At 64.9% G+C, this 16,942-nt stretch carries 16 protein-coding genes; 10 read left to right on the top strand and 6 right to left on the bottom strand.

Annotated elements, in window-relative coordinates; genetic code table 11:
- Nucleotides 1–5 precede the first annotated feature (5 nt).
- Nucleotides 6–659, bottom strand: a complete 654-nt coding sequence (locus tag AC3WJD_RS01260; RefSeq protein ID WP_492743773.1) for a glutathione S-transferase family protein — start codon at nucleotides 657–659, stop codon at nucleotides 6–8.
- Between the two features lie 88 nt (nucleotides 660–747).
- Entirely contained in the window at nucleotides 748–2,157 is a 1,410-nt protein-coding gene (locus AC3WJD_RS01255) for a methyl-accepting chemotaxis protein (RefSeq protein ID WP_492743771.1), read from the bottom strand.
- Between the two features lie 107 nt (nucleotides 2,158–2,264).
- Between AC3WJD_RS01255 and AC3WJD_RS01250 the strand changes: the two genes are divergently transcribed.
- Both AC3WJD_RS01250 and AC3WJD_RS01245 read left to right on the top strand, forming a co-directional pair.
- Nucleotides 2,265–3,446 (top strand): vWA domain-containing protein, encoded by a 1,182-nt coding sequence (locus tag AC3WJD_RS01250; protein ID WP_492743769.1) that lies wholly within the window; start codon nucleotides 2,265–2,267, stop codon nucleotides 3,444–3,446.
- 112 nt (nucleotides 3,447–3,558) lie between these two features.
- On the top strand, nucleotides 3,559–3,870 hold the full coding sequence (locus AC3WJD_RS01245) for a hypothetical protein (protein ID WP_492743768.1): 312 nt from the start codon (nucleotides 3,559–3,561) through the stop codon (nucleotides 3,868–3,870).
- A 58-nt stretch (nucleotides 3,871–3,928) separates the two neighbouring features.
- On the opposite strand, the gene AC3WJD_RS01240 is transcribed toward AC3WJD_RS01245, so the two are convergent.
- The 3 genes from AC3WJD_RS01240 to AC3WJD_RS01230 are packed head-to-tail and all read right to left on the bottom strand — an operon-like array spanning nucleotide 3,929 to nucleotide 6,940.
- Nucleotides 3,929–5,188, bottom strand: a complete 1,260-nt coding sequence (locus AC3WJD_RS01240) for a M24 family metallopeptidase (protein ID WP_492743766.1) — start codon at nucleotides 5,186–5,188, stop codon at nucleotides 3,929–3,931.
- A 13-nt stretch (nucleotides 5,189–5,201) separates the two neighbouring features.
- On the bottom strand, nucleotides 5,202–6,404 hold the full coding sequence (locus AC3WJD_RS01235; protein ID WP_492743765.1) for an exo-beta-N-acetylmuramidase NamZ family protein: 1,203 nt from the start codon (nucleotides 6,402–6,404) through the stop codon (nucleotides 5,202–5,204).
- A gap of 5 nt (nucleotides 6,405–6,409) precedes the next feature.
- Nucleotides 6,410–6,940, bottom strand: a complete 531-nt coding sequence (locus AC3WJD_RS01230) for a DOMON-like domain-containing protein (RefSeq protein ID WP_492743763.1) — start codon at nucleotides 6,938–6,940, stop codon at nucleotides 6,410–6,412.
- A 141-nt stretch (nucleotides 6,941–7,081) separates the two neighbouring features.
- On the opposite strand from AC3WJD_RS01230, the gene AC3WJD_RS01225 reads away from it, so the two are divergent.
- The 8 genes from AC3WJD_RS01225 (at nucleotide 7,082) to AC3WJD_RS01190 (ending at nucleotide 14,882) form a co-directional block, all read left to right on the top strand.
- On the top strand, nucleotides 7,082–7,873 hold the full coding sequence (locus tag AC3WJD_RS01225; protein ID WP_492743761.1) for an SDR family NAD(P)-dependent oxidoreductase: 792 nt from the start codon (nucleotides 7,082–7,084) through the stop codon (nucleotides 7,871–7,873).
- 71 nt (nucleotides 7,874–7,944) lie between these two features.
- Nucleotides 7,945–9,180, top strand: coding sequence for a tyrosine--tRNA ligase (gene tyrS / locus AC3WJD_RS01220; protein ID WP_492743759.1), 1,236 nt, complete (start codon nucleotides 7,945–7,947; stop codon nucleotides 9,178–9,180).
- The gene (locus AC3WJD_RS01215; RefSeq protein ID WP_492743757.1) at nucleotides 9,177–10,007 is read left to right on the top strand and encodes an agmatinase family protein; all 831 of its coding nucleotides are present in this window, start codon (nucleotides 9,177–9,179) and stop codon (nucleotides 10,005–10,007) included. The genes tyrS and AC3WJD_RS01215 overlap by 4 nt, the downstream gene beginning before the upstream one ends.
- Nucleotides 9,994–11,166: a BaiN/RdsA family NAD(P)/FAD-dependent oxidoreductase gene (locus AC3WJD_RS01210; protein WP_492743755.1), complete on the top strand. Its 1,173-nt coding sequence runs from the start codon at nucleotides 9,994–9,996 to the stop codon at nucleotides 11,164–11,166. The genes AC3WJD_RS01215 and AC3WJD_RS01210 overlap by 14 nt, the downstream gene beginning before the upstream one ends.
- Before the next feature lie 202 nt (nucleotides 11,167–11,368).
- Nucleotides 11,369–12,091 carry a class I SAM-dependent methyltransferase gene (locus AC3WJD_RS01205; protein WP_492743754.1) on the top strand — a complete coding sequence of 241 codons (723 nt, stop codon included), beginning with the start codon at nucleotides 11,369–11,371 and terminating at the stop codon, nucleotides 12,089–12,091.
- Between the two features lie 146 nt (nucleotides 12,092–12,237).
- Entirely contained in the window at nucleotides 12,238–13,962 is a 1,725-nt protein-coding gene (locus tag AC3WJD_RS01200) for a DEAD/DEAH box helicase (protein WP_492743752.1), read from the top strand.
- Nucleotides 13,959–14,402 (top strand): YaiI/YqxD family protein, encoded by a 444-nt coding sequence (locus AC3WJD_RS01195; protein ID WP_492743751.1) that lies wholly within the window; start codon nucleotides 13,959–13,961, stop codon nucleotides 14,400–14,402. The genes AC3WJD_RS01200 and AC3WJD_RS01195 overlap by 4 nt, the downstream gene beginning before the upstream one ends.
- A 90-nt stretch (nucleotides 14,403–14,492) precedes the next feature.
- A complete protein-coding gene (locus AC3WJD_RS01190; protein ID WP_492743749.1) occupies nucleotides 14,493–14,882 on the top strand; it encodes a PilZ domain-containing protein in 390 nt (129 codons plus the stop codon).
- Here AC3WJD_RS01190 and recG read toward each other — a convergent pair.
- Entirely contained in the window at nucleotides 14,834–16,894 is a 2,061-nt protein-coding gene (gene recG / locus AC3WJD_RS01185; protein ID WP_492743747.1) for an ATP-dependent DNA helicase RecG, read from the bottom strand. The two genes, AC3WJD_RS01190 and recG, sit on opposite strands and share 49 nt — an antisense overlap.
- Nucleotides 16,895–16,942 lie beyond the last annotated feature (48 nt).

Here is a 16,942-nt window from a genome sequence, read left to right as displayed (position 1 = left end):
GGCGGTCAGGCGGGCACGGTCTCGCGCTCAAACACGGCCATGTGATCGGCCAGTGCCTTGCGATAGGCGGGCCGGGCGAAACAGCGCTCCAGATAGGCATCGAGCACCGGGCGCTGCGTAACCAGGTCGGTGTGGCGGAGTTCCTTGAGCGCGGTCGCCAGCAATATGTCGGCCACCGAGAATTCGGCGCCCGTCACATAGTCGCGTCCATCGAGCTTTGCCGCGAGCAGATCGAGGCGCGCCGCTGTCCGCTCCAGCGCGGCCGGGCGACGTTGCTTTGCCCAGTCCTCGTCGGCGTGGAACAGGTCGATATCGATCAGTTCGCCCAGATAGGGCTCGATCGAGTTGAGCGCGACAAAGGCCCATTGCTGTACCTGGGCACGAACTTCGGGAGTCGGCGGCGCCAGTTTTTGCGACTTTTCGGCGATGTAGAGCACGATCGCGCCTGACTCGAAGAGCGCGAAACCGTCATCCTCGATCGCCGGAACCTGCCCGAAAGGCTGGTGCGTGCGGCGATAGTCGTCGCGCTCGATGTCTTCGCCGACGAAGCGTACCCGATAGGGCAGCCCGGCTTCCTCCATCGCCCAGCGCACGCGCAGGTCGCGAACCAGCCCCTTCGCGAAATCGGGAACGGCACCAAAAGTGTAGCAGGTGAGCATGGCATCGACTCCAAATAGCTAACCGATAGGTTAACTATTAACCGCGACGACGACAGGGTGCAAGCCCCCGGCCAATGTCCCGATCAGGTCAGTCGACGAACGCCATCTCGAAATTGCCCCAGCGGCGCCCGTTGAAGCTCAGCGGTACGAACACGCTCTTGACCGCGCGGAAACGCCCCTGCCCGAGATCCTGACAATAGGTGTTGAGGATGAAATCGCCCTGAAATGCGACGGCGCGCCGGGTCGAATCGTCGAAGAACACACGCTTGTTGCGGCAGTTGAGCGCGTTCCATCCGGGATCCCCGGGGCGCTGCGGCTGCGATTTCCACGACATGTGCGTCGGCAGGTAACCGTTCAGGTCGGTGATCGCGAGGCCAAGGATGCGCTGTTCGTCGAGCCTGGCGATCCGGTCGAGCACGGGCTGGATGTGCGCGTCGGCAAAGGCGTTGAAGCGGTTGTCCCACTGCTCGGGATCGGAGCCCGGAACCGGCACATAGTCTGTGTCGAACACGTCGAGCGGCGACACCAGATGCTCGTTGAGCGCGTTCTCGACGATCGAGCGGACTTCCTTCATCCCGTCGATCGACAGGTCGATGAAATGGCTGTCGGCGATGCGGATGCCGCTGTGCGCGAGCTGGTCGAGCATTTCGTTGGACAGCAGCTCGAGCCGTGCAAGGCGTTCCTGCGCGTTGACGAGTTGCCCGCCATTCTCGCGCGCATCAGTCGAAAACAGCGTCAGCCCTTCCTGTACGCGCGCGACGCTGTCGTGGATCAGCGCGGTCGAGCGCGCGATCCCCTCGCTCTGCTGGTCGACCTGCTCGACGATTTCGGTAACGTCGCGCACGGTCTGGTTGATCGTCGCGAAACCGCGCTGTGCGGTGCGGCTCTTTTCGACGCCCTGGTTGATCTCGGAAATGACGGTGCCCGCCTCGTGCGTCAGCGACGCCATCGTCGTGGTGATCTCGTCGGTGGCGGCGCGCGTTTCCTGCGCCAGCTTCTTCACCTCGTCCGCGACCACCGCGAAGGTGCGCCCCGCGTCGCCCGCGCGTTCGGCCTCTATCGTCGCGTTGAGTGCGAGCATGTTGGTTTTGCGCGCGATCACATCGATGCCCGCGGAGACACGCTGAACCTGCTCCATCGCTGCCGCGAAACTGGTCATGTGCGCGCCGAGCCGCGTCACCAGGTCGGTAAGCCCGCCGAATTCGGCAATCGCGCTGCCGATAAGCTGCGCGCCGCGCTCCAACTTGTCATGGGCCTGTTCGGAGAGCAGCCGCGCCTCGTCGGTCGAGTCCGCGACGCGGCGCTGATCGGCCTCGAGCGCGGCGGTGACCTCTTCGAGCGCCGACAGCATTTCGAGCTGGCGCTTGATGCGCACCGCAACGCCTTCGACATAGCCCGCCGCATCGCTGCAACCGACCGCAACCTGACCACAATTGCGCGCGACATCATCGATCGCGCCGCTATCGCCCAACCCCGCCGCAAGTGCTTGCGTTGCCATGAGCATCCCCCTTTTCGACCCGCGATCGCTGATAGGCGCAATTGGTTGAAGCGCGGTTAACCACGCACGGGATTGCCGGCGGCGCCCAAGCTGCTAGGCTCGGCGGCATGTTCTTCAACCTTCTCGACGAGCTCCGCCACGCGGGCATTCCGGCCTCGATCAAGGAGCATCTGACGCTGCTCGAGGCACTCGACCGCGAGGTCATCGAGCGCAGACCCGAGGAATTCTACTATCTGGCGCGCGCCACCTTCGTGAAGGACGAGGGGCTGCTTGACCGTTTTGACCAGGTTTTCGCCAAGGTCTTCAAGGGCATCGAGACGAGTTTTGACACCGGCGCCGCCGAGATACCCGAGGATTGGCTGCGCAAGGTCGCCGAGCTTTACCTCACACCCGAGCAGATGGCTGAGATCGAAAAGCTCGGCTCGTGGGAAGAAATCATGGAGACGCTCAAGAAGCGGCTCGAAGAACAAAAAGAGCGCCATCAGGGCGGCAACAAGTGGATCGGCACCGGCGGCACCTCGCCCTTCGGCGCCTATGGCTACAATCCCGAAGGCGTCCGGATAGGGCAGAATGAAGGCCGCCACGGCCGCGCGGTCAAGGTCTGGGACAAGCGCGAGTTCAGGAATCTCGACAGCACCAAGGAACTCGGCACACGCAATATCAAGATCGCGCTCAGACGCCTGCGCCGTTTCGCGCGCGAGGGTGCTGCCGACGAACTCGACATCGACGCGACGATCGACGGCACCGCGCGCCAGGGCTGGCTCGACATCCATATGCGGCCCGAACGCCACAATGCGGTCAAGCTCCTGCTCTTTCTCGACGTCGGCGGCTCGATGGACCCGCACATAAAGCTCTGCGAGGAACTGTTTTCGGCCGCGACCAGCGAGTTCAAGAACCTCGAATTCTTCTACTTCCACAATTGCATCTATGAAGGCGTGTGGAAGGACAACCGCCGCCGTTTCACCGAGCGCACCCCGACTTGGGACGTGCTCCACAAATATGGCCATGACTACAAGCTGGTCTTTGTCGGCGACGCGGCGATGAGCCCCTATGAGATCACACACCCGGGCGGATCGGTCGAGCATTTCAACGAGGAAGCCGGCGCCACCTGGATGCAGCGGATGACGCATGTCTATCCCGCCGCGGTCTGGCTGAATCCGACGCCGGAGCAGCATTGGAGCTATTCGCAATCGACCAAGGTCATGCGCGAACTGATGAATGACCGCATGTATCCGTTGACGCTCGACGGGCTCGACGACGCGATGCGCGAACTGACCCGCAAGCACTGAGCGCAATTCGACGGGGGCGCAACGTCCTGCGAATGCGTCGTTTCACCCGAATCGACGCATCCTTTTTCGTTCGCCCCGGGTTGTCCCGTCGAGTTAGCGAAGGAGAGTCAATATGCGTAGGAATTCAGTCTTTGCCGGTGCGCTTGCCGGTATGTTGCTGATCGGCGGGGCCGTGCCGGCCATCGCACAGGATCAGGCCGCGCCGGACAGCGAAAAAGCGGCTGCGGTCGGCGTTGGTGCGACCGTAGTCGACAGCACGGGCGCGCCCGTCGGTACTGTGGAATCGGTTGCCGACAATATGGCGGTGATCTCCACGGGTTCGGCCAAGGTGCGCGTGCCCGTGTCGGCGCTTGCCCAAGGTGAAAAAGGTCTGACGATCGGCATCACCAAGGCCGAGCTCGAGGCACAGGCCAAGCCGCAATAAGAGCGGTCCCCCGACCGCCATGGGGCGCGTCGTCGATCGACGGCGCGCCCTTTTTTCCTCAGCCAAATGGATTGTCGATGGACGGCGGCGGGCTGGAAAACCAGCGCGGCCCGGTAGCGGTCATGTAGAAGCAATCCTCGAGCCGGATGCCGAATTCGCCCGGCATGTAGATTCCGGGTTCGTTAGAAAAACACATGCCGGCCGCCAACGGCGTCTTTTCGCCACGGACGAGGTTGACGGGTTCGTGCCCGTCTAGCCCGATGCCGTGACCCGTGCGGTGCGACAGGCCCGGGAGCTTGTAATCGGGGCCATAGCCAAGCTTGGTGTAATAGGCACGCACCGCATCGTCGACGCTGCCGGCAGGTGCGCCGGGTTTCGCGGCCTCGAACGCGACATCCTGCCCCTTGCGCATGATCGCCCAGACGTCACGCTGCTTCCTGGTGGCTTCGCCGTAGACGAAGCTGCGCGATATATCGGACTGATAGCCCTGTACCGTGCATCCGCAGTCCATCAGCACAACCTCGCCGTCGCGCACCGCTTGCGGCTTGCCGGATCCGTGCGGATAGGCGCTCGCCTCGCCCAGCAGGATCAGAGCGAATTCCGGGTTGCCGCCCAGAGCGCGCGTCGCGCCATTCATGATCGCGCCGATATCGCCAGGCGTCATGCCTCGCTCGATCCGCGGAGCCGTATAACGATAGGCGGCAATGGTGATGTCCGCGGCGATCTGCATCAGCGCGATCTCCCCTGGCGATTTGTGCATGCGGCAGCCGCGCACCACGCCCGCGCCTGAGGCGATCTGCGCGTCCGGTAGCGCCCGCTTGAGGCCATCGACCGCGAAATAGCGGACGGTTTCCTCCATCCCGATCTTGCCGCTCGGGAGCTTGCGTTCCTTCAGCCAGTCGGCGACCAGCTTGAGCGGATCCTCATGCTCGTTCCAGGTCCGGAAATCGCCGGCCACGGCGAGCGTTTCGCGCACCGAGGGTTCCTCGAAGAATGGCGTGACGATCAGGATATCGCCCTCGACGGGCAGCACTGCGGCGGTCAACCGCTCGCTGCGCCACCATTGGATGCCGGTGAAATAGACAAGGCTCGATCCCGGTTCGATCAGCAGCGCCGAAAGCCCCTGCGCGCGCATCAGACCCTGCGCCTTGGCAATGCGCGCCTTGCGTTCCTCGACGCTGATCGGGGCCGCCTTGTCGGCGAGCGACTTGAGCCCCTCAACGGGTGCCGGTGCGGCAAGGACGCGTCCGGGCAGGCTCGCCGCGATCGCGGCGGTGCCCGCCATGCCGAGGAAATGTCTGCGGCCCATCATCAGCATCGGCTCTTTCCCTTCAGTAGCGCAGATAAGATTGCCGCTGGTCCGACCACGCGGCCTCGTCGGGCAGCGTCAGCGCATCGAGGTCGGCGGGCGTCGCGGCAGCGTCATCCACCCATTCGCGCAGGCTTGGGCCGCCGTTGATGACGTCGATCGCGAGCTTGCCCAGCTCATACTCGTAAGGAAAATCGCGCCAGAGCAGATAGTCGGGATACAGCCGCCGGATCGCCTTGAAGCCGAGTGCCTGCAGACGCCACGGCCTGAACTCCGCATGATCATAACCGGCACCCTCGGCATGGATCTGCACGCCGCTGCACAGCTCGCCGACATGCTTGTGAAAGGTCGGTTCGAACCAGCAATCGCGCAGGGAACAGCCCTGAAGCCATTGGGGCGCAAGCGCACGCATCTCGGCGATCACCGCGCGCGCATCGATGTCGGGTGCCCCGAACAGCTCGAGCGGTCGCGTCGTGCCGCGCCCTTCGGAAAGCGTCGTGCCCTCGAGCATAACGGTGCCCGCATAGGCTCGCGCCATGTTGAGATTGGGCGCATTTGGGCTGGGATTGATCCAGATCCGCTCGGCGAGCGGCCAGCCAAAGCCGGGCGCCGCGTCGGGCACATAACCTTCCATCTCGATGACGCGATAATCGACGTCGAGCTTGAAATGGTCAATGAACCATTGCCCCAGCTCGCCCAAGGTCAGCCCGTGGCGCATCGGGATCGGGCCGGCGCCGACAAAGCTTTCCCAGCCCGGGCGCAAGGTCAGCCCCTCGATCGGCCGCCCCGCGGGATTGGGGCGATCGAGCACCCACACGCTCTTGCCATGCTCCGCGGCCGCCTCGAGCATGTAGAGCAGCGTCGTGATGAAGGTGTAGATGCGGCAGCCCAGGTCCTGCAGGTCGATCAGGACCACGTCGAACGTGCCCATCGACTGCCCGGTCGGTCGCCGCACCTCGCCGTAGAGGCTGAACACCGGGATACCGTGGACCGGGTCGTTGTAGTCGGGCGACTCGACCATATTGTCCTGCTTGTCGCCACGCAGCCCGTGCTGGGGCCCGAAGGCGGCGGACAGCCTGATGTCGTCGCAAGCGGCAAGCGCATCGAGCGAATGGGTCAGATCGGCTGTTACTGATGCCGGGTGCGCCACCAGCGCCACGCGCCTGCCTTTGAGCAGCGCGCGGAGCGCGGGTTCGGCCAGAAGTCGATCAATGCCAAATTTCATGGTGTTCACTGTCCAGCGAGTTGGTGCGCGAAGCAATCGGGGTGATGGAAATCGGGCTTGCCGGGCGCATGCGCCAGTGCCCAGTAGGATTTGTTGCCATCGGACTCCTCGATCACCGCCGACAGGCCGAGCTCCCACGCGCCGCTCTCCGCGGCGGGCAGGTCGACGAACGGCAGCGAAACGCTCACCGCAATCATGTCGTCGCTTGCGCCCAGCATGATCGGCGGTGTCGCGATATCGAGGTCGCGCATGCCCGTACGATAGCCACTGAAGCCGTAAGCCGCCCATTCGGTCGATGGCGCGAAGTTGAATTCGTGATAGGCGCCGCCCGTCGCGACAAAGGCCTCGAAGCACATGTGCTGCCAAAGACCGTCGCGGCGCGCGGGCGTCACCGGTGCGGGCACGCGGAGATCGGCGATGCGTCCCGTCGCCCGAAAGTCGAGCGTCAGCGCATCCGTGCCGCGCGTGACGTCGACCTCGATCTGCGTGATCGCCCGGCACCGGGATTCGGGATGAAGCTGCAATGTCAGACGCATGCGCACGTCCTGATTGCTGCGACCATCTTCGTCAAGGCGAAGCCATTTGTTCCGGCGGGGAAAGGGTGATGTGCCCCGCCCTCATCTAGTATCCTCCCCCGGCCCAGCCCAATTCTGCGACACCCCCAGCAGGAGACTGACGTGAACATCGATCTTTCAGGAAAAACCGCCCTCGTCACGGGCTCGACCGAAGGCATCGGCTACGCAATCGCGCAAGGCTTCGCCGGTGCGGGCGCGACGGTCATTATCAATGGCCGCACTCCGGCCAAGGTCGAGGCCGCTGCAGAGCGGCTTCGCGCTGACCACCCCGATGCGAATATCCGCGGCGTCGCCGCCGACCTCTCGACCGCCGAAGGCGCGGCCGCGCTCGTTGCCGCCGCGCCCGATATCGACATTCTCGTCAACAATGCCGGCATCTTCCGCCCGCTCGACTTTTTCGAGGCTGACGACGAGGTGTGGGATGCGCACTGGCAGATGAACGTGATGTCCGCCGTCCGCCTTTCGCGGGCCTACCTGCCGGGCATGGAGAAGCGCGGCTGGGGCCGCGTCATCTTTCTCGCCTCGGAATCGGCGTTCAACATTCCCGTCGAGATGATCCACTATGGCGTCAGCAAGACCGCGGACGTCGCGGTTGCGCGCGGGCTTGCCAAGCGCATGGCGGGCACCGGCGTCACCGTCAATTCGGTGCTCCCGGGCCCCACGCTGTCCGAAGGTGTCGCCGAAATGCTCAAGGATGAGATCACGCGCTCAGGCAAGTCGGCCGAGGAAGTTGCGGGCGCGTTTGTGCGGCAGCACCGTTCGAGCTCGATCATCCAGCGCGCCGCGACGGTCGAGGAGGTGGCGAACATGGTCGTCTATGTCGCATCCCCCCTCGCCTCCGCCACCACGGGCGCGGCGCTGCGCGTCGACGGCGGGGTGATGGACACGCTCTGATGCGTCCATGGGCGCGGCGGGAAACGGATTTCTGGAAACCCGCCGCGTCGCATGCTAAGCGCCCGCGCGCTATGACCCAATTCCAGTCCGATTTCCTCAAGCTGCTCGACGAACGCGGCTATATCCACCAGGCCACCGATGCCGAGGGCCTCGATACCCTTGCGGTGAAGGAGATCGTGCCCGGCTATATCGGCTTCGATCCGACCGCGCCCTCGCTCCATGTCGGCTCGCTGGTGCAGATCATGATGCTCAGGCGTCTCCAGCAGGCCGGCCACAAGCCGATCGTGCTGATGGGCGGCGGCACCGGCAAGATCGGCGATCCGAGCCTCAAGGAGGAAGCGCGCAGCCTGTTGAGCGAGGAGACCATCCGGGCCAACGTCGCGTCGATCAAGCGCGTCTTCGAGAATTTCCTGACCTTCGGCGACGGACCGACCGACGCGGTGATGGTCGACAATGCCGACTGGCTCGACAAGCTCGAATACATTCCCTTCCTGCGTGAGATCGGCCAGCATTTCTCGGTCAACCGGATGCTGAGCTTCGATTCAGTGAAGATGCGGCTCGATCGCGAGCAGTCGCTCAGCTTCCTCGAATTCAACTACATGATCCTGCAGGCCTACGACTTCCGCGAACTCGCGCTGCGCCACGGCTGCCGCCTGCAGATGGGTGGCTCGGACCAGTGGGGCAATATCGTCAACGGCATCGAGCTGACGCGCCGCAAGGATGGCGCGCAGGTCTACGGCCTCACCACCCCGCTCATCACCACCGCCGACGGCGGCAAGATGGGCAAGACGATGGCGGGCGCGGTCTGGCTCAACGCCGACAGCTTGAGCCCCTATGATTACTGGCAGTTCTGGCGCAACACGCAGGACGCCGATGTCGGGCGCTTCCTGCGCCTCTTCACTGACGTGCCGCTCGACGAAGTCGCCGAGCTGGAAAAGGCCGAAGGTGCCGCGATCAACGAGGTCAAGGTGCGCCTGGCGAACGAAGCCACCGCGATGTGCCATGGTCGCGAGGCCGCCGAGGCTGCCGCCGAGACCGCGCGCAAGACCTTCGCCGAGGGTGCGGCGGGCGACGACCTCCCCACGCTCGAGGTGCTGGGCGACGAGATCGCGATCGTCGACGCGCTGGTCGGCCTCGGCCTAGCGGCGTCAAAAGGCGAGGCGCGCCGGCTGATCAAGGGCGGCGGCGCACGTGTTGATGGCGAAAAGGTCGAGGACGAGGCGCTGATAGTGCGCGTCGGCGCCGATCCCGTGCGTGTATCGTCGGGCAAGAAGAATCACGGCGTCCTCAAGCAGGCGAGCGTGTGACCGCGCCCGTTCCCATCCATCTGATCGGGCTGCCGACCGACTGTCATTCCTCGTTCCTGCGCGGCGCTGCAAAGGCGCCCGCGCACATCCGTGCCGCGCTCAACAGCGATCACGGCAATCCCGCGAGCGAGCGCGGAACCGAACTTGGCGTGGAGATCGACCTGCTCGACTGCGGCGACCTCGCGCTCGAAGAGGACGCACATGATGACGATCGCATCACCGGCGCCATCGCCGCTGCGATCGAACGCGGCGCGATCCCGATCAGCATGGGCGGCGATCACGCGGTCAGCTATCCGATCCTGAAGGCGATCGCTGCGGCGCACGGCCCCGTGACGATCCTCCATTTCGACGCGCACCCTGATCTCTATGACGAACTCGGCGGCGACCGGCGCTCGCACGCCTCGCCCTTCGCGCGGATCATGGAGGACGGGCTGGCGAAACGACTTGTCCAGGTCGGAATCCGCACGATGAACCGCCATTGCCGCGAGCAGGCAGCGAAGTTCGGTGTCGAGGTGATCGAGGCACGGCACTTCAGCCCCAGCTGCCTGCCCGCGCTCCAAGGTCCGCTCTATATCAGCATCGATCTCGATGGTTTCGACCCCGCCTACGCGCCCGGCGTTTCGCACCACGAACCGGGCGGGCTGGCCGTGCGCGACGTGACCGACATATTGCTCAACCTCGAAGTCCCCATCGCGGGCGCCGACGTCGTCGAACTCAATCCCGATCGCGATATCAACGGGATGACCGCGGTGCTCGCCGCCAAGATGGTCAAGGAACTCGCCGCGCTCGCCACCGCGCATCCGGGGCGCGCGCATGGAGCACTTTGACGCCATAATCCTCGGCGCGGGTGCTGCGGGGCTCATGGCCGCGCTCACCGCGGGCCAGCGCGGGCGGCGCGTGCTGCTGCTCGATCATGCCGATCGTCCGGGCAAGAAGATCCTGATCTCGGGTGGCGGGCGCTGCAACTTCACCAATATCCAGGCCGTGCCCGAACGTTTCCTCTCGTCCAACCGGCATTTCGCCAAGTCGGCGTTGGGTCGCTATACCGCGCAGGATTTCCTCGATCTCGTCGAGCGCCACCGCATCGCCTGGCACGAAAAGACGCTGGGCCAGCTCTTCTGCGACGGCTCGTCGCGCCAGATCGTCGAGATGCTGCTCGACGAATGCGCGCACGGCAATGTCGATGTCCGCTGCGAACATCGCATCACATCCATCGAAAAACCCGGTGATTTTCACGTCACTACCGATCGCGACATCTTCGCCGCGCCGTCGGTGGTAATTGCCACGGGCGGCCCCTCGATCCCCAAGATGGGCGCGACCGGCTTTGGCTATGACGTCGCGCGCCAGTTTGGCCTCAAGGTGGTCGAGCCCCGCCCCGCGCTCGTGCCGCTGACGCTTGCGGGCGAGGACATGGTGTTCCGCGGCCTTTCTGGGATCGCGGTCGACTCGATCACGCGCTGCAACGGCGCGCACTTTCGCGAAGCTTCGCTGTTCACGCATCGCGGCCTTTCCGGCCCCGCCATCCTCCAGATCTCGTCCTATTGGCGGCACGGCGACACGATCGTGATGGACATGCTCCCTGATCGCGATGCGGCCGCGCTTCTCCTCGAAACCAAGCGTGCGCGCCCGCGCGTTCAGATCCACACCGTGCTTGCCGAACTCCTCCCCGATCGCCTCGCCGAACTGCTCCGCGAGCCCCTGGGTCTGAATGGCGACCTCTCGAACATCCCCGACAAGGCGCTGCGCGCCGCAGGTGAGCGCCTCAATCGCTGGAATTTCGTCCCCAATGGCTCGGAAGGCTTCGCCAAGGCCGAGGTGACCGTCGGCGGCGTCGATACCGCCGGCCTCTCCTCGCAGACGATGGAAGCGCGCAAGGTACCGGGTCTCTATTTCATCGGTGAGGCGGTCGATGTCACCGGCTGGCTCGGTGGTTACAACTTCCAATGGGCATGGGCGAGCGGGGTGGCAGCGGGTCAGGTCGTCTGACGGACTGGCCGCCGCTGCGTAGATTTTCGTCACGCGGAACGCGCTCGCACTCGGCGAGTTGTTCGCGCAGCACATTCCGTGCGCAAAAGGTGCGGACGATGAAGCACTACATCCTTGAACCCGTCCAGTTAATCTCGATGCTTACGGGTTTCGGCGTCGCGAAGTCGTTTATCTAGCACGTCGAGAGCGTCGGGAGGTGAATATGCTAAGGTCCTGGGCGCGGATCAAAGCGGCTGGTCAGAATGTGAACTATGCCCGGAAAGTCTGGCAGCGGCTGAATGGCGTCTATCCGCGCGAATGCAATATCTGCGGCTATGCGGGTATGTTCAAGGCAGCCGGCCTGCCACCCCGGTTCGATGCGCGCTGCCCCCGTTGCCTTTCGCTGGAACGACATCGCCATCAAGCCCTCTGGATCAGCGGCAATGAACATGCGCTGCGGAACAAGCGCATCCTGCATTTCGCAGCCGAACCGATCCTGCGCAAAATCTATAGCGGTCTCGCGGCAACATATGCGTCGGCGGATATCAGGGGCGATGGCGCCGATCTGACTCTGAACCTGGAGCGGATCGATCAGCCCGACGCATCATGGGACGTCATCGTCGCCAATCATGTTCTCGAGCACGTCGACGACAGCAAGGCGCTCGCCGAGATACACCGCGTGCTGGCCCCGGGCGGACTTGCGATCCTTTCGTTCCCGATCGCACCGCTCTACGAAAAGACCTACGAGAACCCGGCTATCATTTCGAAAGCCGACCGCGATCTGCATTTCGGGCAATGGGATCATGTCCGTTATTATGGTGCCGATGCGGCGGATCGTATCGCCGCGGCCGGATTCGATGTCACGACCTTCTCGGTCGGCGAGCCTTATGTTCATCGACACGGCATCACGAGAATTACACGCGACTTCCTAGCGCGCAAGGTTTGACCTTCGAAACTCTCTTTCACGATCCAAAGGAAAAGTGCGAACGCAAGCGGATCGGGGCACGGTGGCGCTGAGGTCGTTCTGGTGTTATAGGCCGCCCTCCCGTCGGGATTCGCTTCGCGTCCGGCGCATTCAAAACTGGAATTCAGATGCCTTTCTCTTCGCTGCCCGCCACGATTGGCGAGGCGCTGGCCGAGCGCGGTTATGCCGCGCCCACCGATGTTCAGGCCGCCATCATCACACAAGAAACCGCAGGTCGCGATCTGCTCGTCTCGGCGCAGACCGGCTCGGGCAAGACCGTCGCCTTCGGCCTCGCCATGGCCTCGGACCTGCTCGGCGAGCAGGCACGTCTCTCCTATGCCGTCGAGCCGCTGGCGCTGATCGTCGCGCCCACGCGCGAGCTCGCAATGCAGGTCCAGCGCGAATTGAGTTGGCTTTATGGCAAGGCAGGCGCACGCGTCGCCTCGTGCGTCGGCGGGATGAACATCCGCCAGGAACAGCGCGCGCTCCAGAGTGGTGCGCATATCGTCGTTGGCACACCGGGCCGTCTGCGCGACCATATCGAACGCGGCAGCCTCGCCACCGGCAGCATCAAGGTGGTCGTGCTCGATGAGGCCGACGAGATGCTCGATATGGGCTTTCGCGAGGAAATCGAGGAAATCCTCGACGTCACGCCCGCGGATCGTCGCACGCTGCTCTTCTCGGCGACGCTGCCCAAGCCGATCGCGATGCTGGCAAAGACCTATCAGCGCGATGCGCTGCGCATCCAGACGATGGCGTCGGGGCAGGCGCATGCCGATATCGACTATCGCGCGATCGCGGTGCCACCCTCGGCGATCGAGAATGCGGTGGTGAACGTGCTGCGCTTTTATGAAGCCGATGGCGCGATGGTGTTCTGCGCCACGCGCGAGAATGTCCGCCGCCTCGCCTCGAGCCTGACCGAACGCGGTTTCTCCGCGGTCGCGCTGTCGGGCGAACTGAGCCAGAATGAGCGCAACCATGCGCTTCAGGCGCTACGTGATCGTCGCGCGCGCGTTTGCGTGGCCACCGATGTCGCCGCGCGCGGCATCGACCTGCCCAATCTGGGGCTGGTCGTCCACGCCGAACTGCCAATCGATGCCGAAACGCTCCAGCACCGCTCGGGACGCACGGGCCGCGCGGGGCGCAAGGGCACCTGCATTATGGTCGTGCCCTATCAGCGCCGCCGCCGCGCTGAAGGGCTGCTGCGCGCCGCCAACGTCAAGGCGCAGTGGGTCGACGCACCGAGCGCCGACGATATTCGCGCGCGCGATCAGGAGCGGTTGCTCGAAACCATCGTTCCGGGCGAGGTTGCCGAGGACGATCTGGCGATCGGCCGTACATTGCTCGAACGCCATAGCGCCGAGCAGATTGCCGCCGCACTCGTCCGCGCACACCGTCGCGAACTGCCCGAACCCGAGGAACTGCTCGGCAGCGGTCCCGAGGATCGCGGGCAACGCACCGATGGCAAGCGCGACGGCTTCGAGGATGTCGTCTGGTTCCGCATGAGCATCGGTCGCAACGACCGCGCCGATGCGCGCTGGATCCTGCCGCTGATCTGTCGTCGGGGGCACATCACCAAGAACGAGGTCGGCGCGATCCGGATCGGCGATCGCGAAACGATGTTCCAGATACCGCGCGCTGTTGCCGACCGGTTCGCGCACGCGGTGCGCAAGACCGCGACCGAGGACGAGGACGTCCAGATCGAGCATTCCAGCGACGGGCCTCCGCCGATGCGGGGCGGTCGCCGGCGCCCGAATGGCCCGCCGCCGCCCAAGCGCTATGCGCCCAAGCCTTATCATCGTGGCAAAAAGCCCGGTCCCGGGGCAGGAACGGGCCCGGGCCGCCGCGGATGATCCTCGTCGATGGCGACGCATGCCCGGTGAAGGAGGAAATCTACCGGGTCGCGCGTCGCTATGACATGCCGGTCAGACTCGTCACCAACAGCTTCATCCGGGTGCCGCCCGAGCCGCTCATCGAGCGCGTGCTCGTGGATTCCGGTTTCGACGCGGCGGACAACTGGATCGCCGAGCACGCCACGGCGGACACGATCGTGATCACCGCCGATATCCTGCTCGCCGATCGCTGCATCAAGGCGGGAGCGGCGGTACTCGGCCCCACGGGCAAGCCGTTCGACACCCATTCGATCGGTGCGGCAGTCGCGACGCGCGCGCTGATGGCCGATCTGCGCGCGATGGACGAGGTACGCGGCGGCCCGCCGCCTTTCAGCAAGGCCGACCGCTCGCGCTTCCTTTCCGCGCTCGATACTGCAGTGGTGAAATTGAAACGGCGGTAAACCGGGGCTTAACCCTGTCGCTTAGCCACATCTTGTATCGACGGCGTCACCATTCGCCGTTCGCGAACCAGCGTGGGGATTAATACAGCAATGGCGTGGCCGCTCGCCCGGCAGATCAATGGCATCGATCAGCGCCGCGCCGACCGGAGCATGCTCGGCGTGTCGACGCTGTTCCGCCGTCGCTCGCCGCCGATAACGGCCGCCGAGCCCGCGCTGCTCGTCAACCTCTCGCGCTTCGGCTTCCTCGTCCGCACCGACTTGGTAATCATCGACGGTGCGCTGGTCTCGGTCGAGTTGCCGCTGCTGGGCGAAGTAAAAGCGCGCACGATCTGGTCGATGGGACAGGATGTCGGCGCCGAGTTTTTCGCCCCGATCCCGCCGCAGCACTATGAGACGATTCTCGCAGCCCTGGAATCTCATCACGGATTGATTCAACCCGAGCGCAGCAGCTCCACGCCGGCCTCGCGCTCGAACAGGTAGAGCGCGGTGCGCGCGGCCTGCCCGCGCTCGCCCTGCAGCCCGCCGTCACGATCGACCAGCAGGCGCGCATCGTCTGTGGCGACGGGCAACAGCGTCTGGATATGCTCGGGGGTGGCAAGCCGGAAACGTGCCTCGCCTGACTGTTTGGTGCCCAGGATCTCGCCCGCGCCGCGCAGCCGCAGGTCCTCCTCGGCGATGCGGAATCCGTCATTGGTCTCGCGCATCAGCGCCAGCCGCGCGCGCGCGGTCTCGCTGAGCGCCGAGCCGCGCAGCAGCAGACAGACCGAACGCCCCTCCCCCCGCCCGACGCGCCCCCGGAGCTGGTGGAGCTGTGCCAGACCAAAGCGGTCAGCGCCTTCGACGATCATCAACGTCGCATTGGGGACATTCACGCCCACCTCGATCACCGTCGTCGCGACGAGAAGCTGGGTCTGGCCGCGCTGGAACGCGTCCATCACCGCGTCCTTTTCAGGACCCTTCATCCGCCCATGAACGAGGCCGACCTTGTCGCCGAAACGCAGCTTGAGCGCGGCTGCGCGCGCCTCCGCCGCGGCCTGATCGCTGGTCTCGCTTTCCTCGACCAGCGGACAGACCCAATAGGCCTGACCGTCATTCGAAAGATGCCGCGCAAGTCCGTCGACGACCTCTGATAGCCGTTCGTCGGAGATGACGCGCGTCTCGACGGGCTGGCGCCCGGGCGGCATCTCGTCGAGACGGCTGACATCCATCTCGCCATAATGCGTCAGTGTCAGCGTGCGCGGGATCGGCGTTGCGGTCATCACCAGCAGGTGCGGCGGGTGCTCGGCCTTCTGCGCCAGCATCAGTCGCTGCGCGACGCCGAATCGATGCTGCTCGTCGACCACGGCAAGGCCGAGACTCTTGTAAGCAACCGCCTCCTGAAAGATCGCATGCGTTCCGATCAATATGTCGATCGAACCGTCGGCGAGCCCCATCAGCGTCGCCTCGCGTGCCCGTCCTTTGTCGCGCCCGGTGAGGATCGCAACGTTGACGGGCATGCCCACAAGCTCGCGCGAGATCGTCTCGAAATGCTGGCGCGCGAGGATTTCGGTGGGCGCGAGCAGCGCGCCCTGTGCTCCCGCCTCGACCGCGGTCAGCAGCGCCATTAGCGCGACCAGCGTCTTGCCCGATCCGACATCGCCCTGCAGCAGCCGCAACATCGGCTGTTCCTGCTGCATGTCCCCCTCGATCTCGGCGATCGTGCGGCGCTGTGCGTCCGTCGGCGCATAGGGCAGCTTCAACGCATCGCGCAGGCGCCCGTCACCCTTCAGCGCCCTGCCCCGCCGCCTGCGTGTCGAGGCGCGCACCAGCATCAGCGCAAGCTGGTTGGCGAAGACCTCGTCATAGGCCAGGCGCTCGCGTGCCGCCTTGTCGGCGGGATTGGCGTGGATACGGATCAGCGCGTCGCGCCAGTCGGGCCAGCCATGGCGTGCCTTCAGGCTCGGTTCGATCCATTCGGAAAGCGCGGGCGCGCGTTCGAGCGCCTGTTCGGCGAGTTGCGCCACGCGTTTCCCCGTCAGTCCTTCGGAGAGCGGGTAGACCGCCTCGCGTTCGGGAAGGCTCGCGCCCTCGCCCGGTGCCAGCACATAATCGGGATGAACGATCTGCAGTTCCTGCCCGTAATTTTCGAGCTTGCCCGAAACGATGCGCGGCTCGCCCAAGGGCAACAGCTTCTTCGCCCAGCCGGGATTGCCGCCGAAATAGACGAGGCTGACATAGTTGCCGTGCTGGTCGGTGGCATGGACGCGAAAGGGGCTGCGCGGTCCTCCGCTGCGATAGTCGACGGGGGTCAGTTCGATCGTGATGACGCGCCCGGTATCCGCCATGCGCAGCTCGTCGACGCGCAGGCGGTCGATCCAGCCCGTGGGCAGATGAAAGGCGACATCGACGGCGCGGGCAAGCCCCAAGCGCTCCAAAGGCTTTGCGAGCTGCGGCCCGACGCCTTTCAGTGCCGTTATTTCGGCGAAGATCGGATTGAGAATATCGGGTCGCATAGCTATCTGGGCACCGCTTATAGCTTAGCCGACAGGCGCCGCCAGCGC

The organism is Sphingobium sp. FW306-1B-F04DB (assembly GCF_058781925.1).
The sequence above is the reverse complement of the archived record's forward strand: the minus strand, read 5'-3'. Positions and strand labels throughout refer to the sequence as shown.

Bases quoted from the DNA above. Each gene is read 5' to 3' on its own strand.
- AC3WJD_RS01260 (WP_492743773.1), bottom strand. From the start codon at position 659: ATGCTCACCTGCTACACTTTTGGTGCCGTTCCCGATTTCGCGAAGGGG.
- AC3WJD_RS01255 (WP_492743771.1), bottom strand. From the start codon at position 2,157: ATGGCAACGCAAGCACTTGCGGCGGGGTTGGGCGATAGCGGCGCGATC.
- AC3WJD_RS01250 (WP_492743769.1), top strand. From the start codon at position 2,265: ATGTTCTTCAACCTTCTCGACGAGCTCCGCCACGCGGGCATTCCGGCC.
- AC3WJD_RS01245 (WP_492743768.1), top strand. From the start codon at position 3,559: ATGCGTAGGAATTCAGTCTTTGCCGGTGCGCTTGCCGGTATGTTGCTG.
- AC3WJD_RS01240 (WP_492743766.1), bottom strand. From the start codon at position 5,188: ATGCTGATGATGGGCCGCAGACATTTCCTCGGCATGGCGGGCACCGCC.
- AC3WJD_RS01235 (WP_492743765.1), bottom strand. From the start codon at position 6,404: ATGAAATTTGGCATTGATCGACTTCTGGCCGAACCCGCGCTCCGCGCG.
- AC3WJD_RS01230 (WP_492743763.1), bottom strand. From the start codon at position 6,940: ATGCGTCTGACATTGCAGCTTCATCCCGAATCCCGGTGCCGGGCGATC.
- tyrS (WP_492743759.1), top strand. From the start codon at position 7,945: ATGACCCAATTCCAGTCCGATTTCCTCAAGCTGCTCGACGAACGCGGC.
- AC3WJD_RS01210 (WP_492743755.1), top strand. From the start codon at position 9,994: ATGGAGCACTTTGACGCCATAATCCTCGGCGCGGGTGCTGCGGGGCTC.
- AC3WJD_RS01205 (WP_492743754.1), top strand. From the start codon at position 11,369: ATGCTAAGGTCCTGGGCGCGGATCAAAGCGGCTGGTCAGAATGTGAAC.
- AC3WJD_RS01200 (WP_492743752.1), top strand. From the start codon at position 12,238: ATGCCTTTCTCTTCGCTGCCCGCCACGATTGGCGAGGCGCTGGCCGAG.
- AC3WJD_RS01195 (WP_492743751.1), top strand. From the start codon at position 13,959: ATGATCCTCGTCGATGGCGACGCATGCCCGGTGAAGGAGGAAATCTAC.
- AC3WJD_RS01190 (WP_492743749.1), top strand. From the start codon at position 14,493: ATGGCGTGGCCGCTCGCCCGGCAGATCAATGGCATCGATCAGCGCCGC.
- recG (WP_492743747.1), bottom strand. From the start codon at position 16,894: ATGCGACCCGATATTCTCAATCCGATCTTCGCCGAAATAACGGCACTG.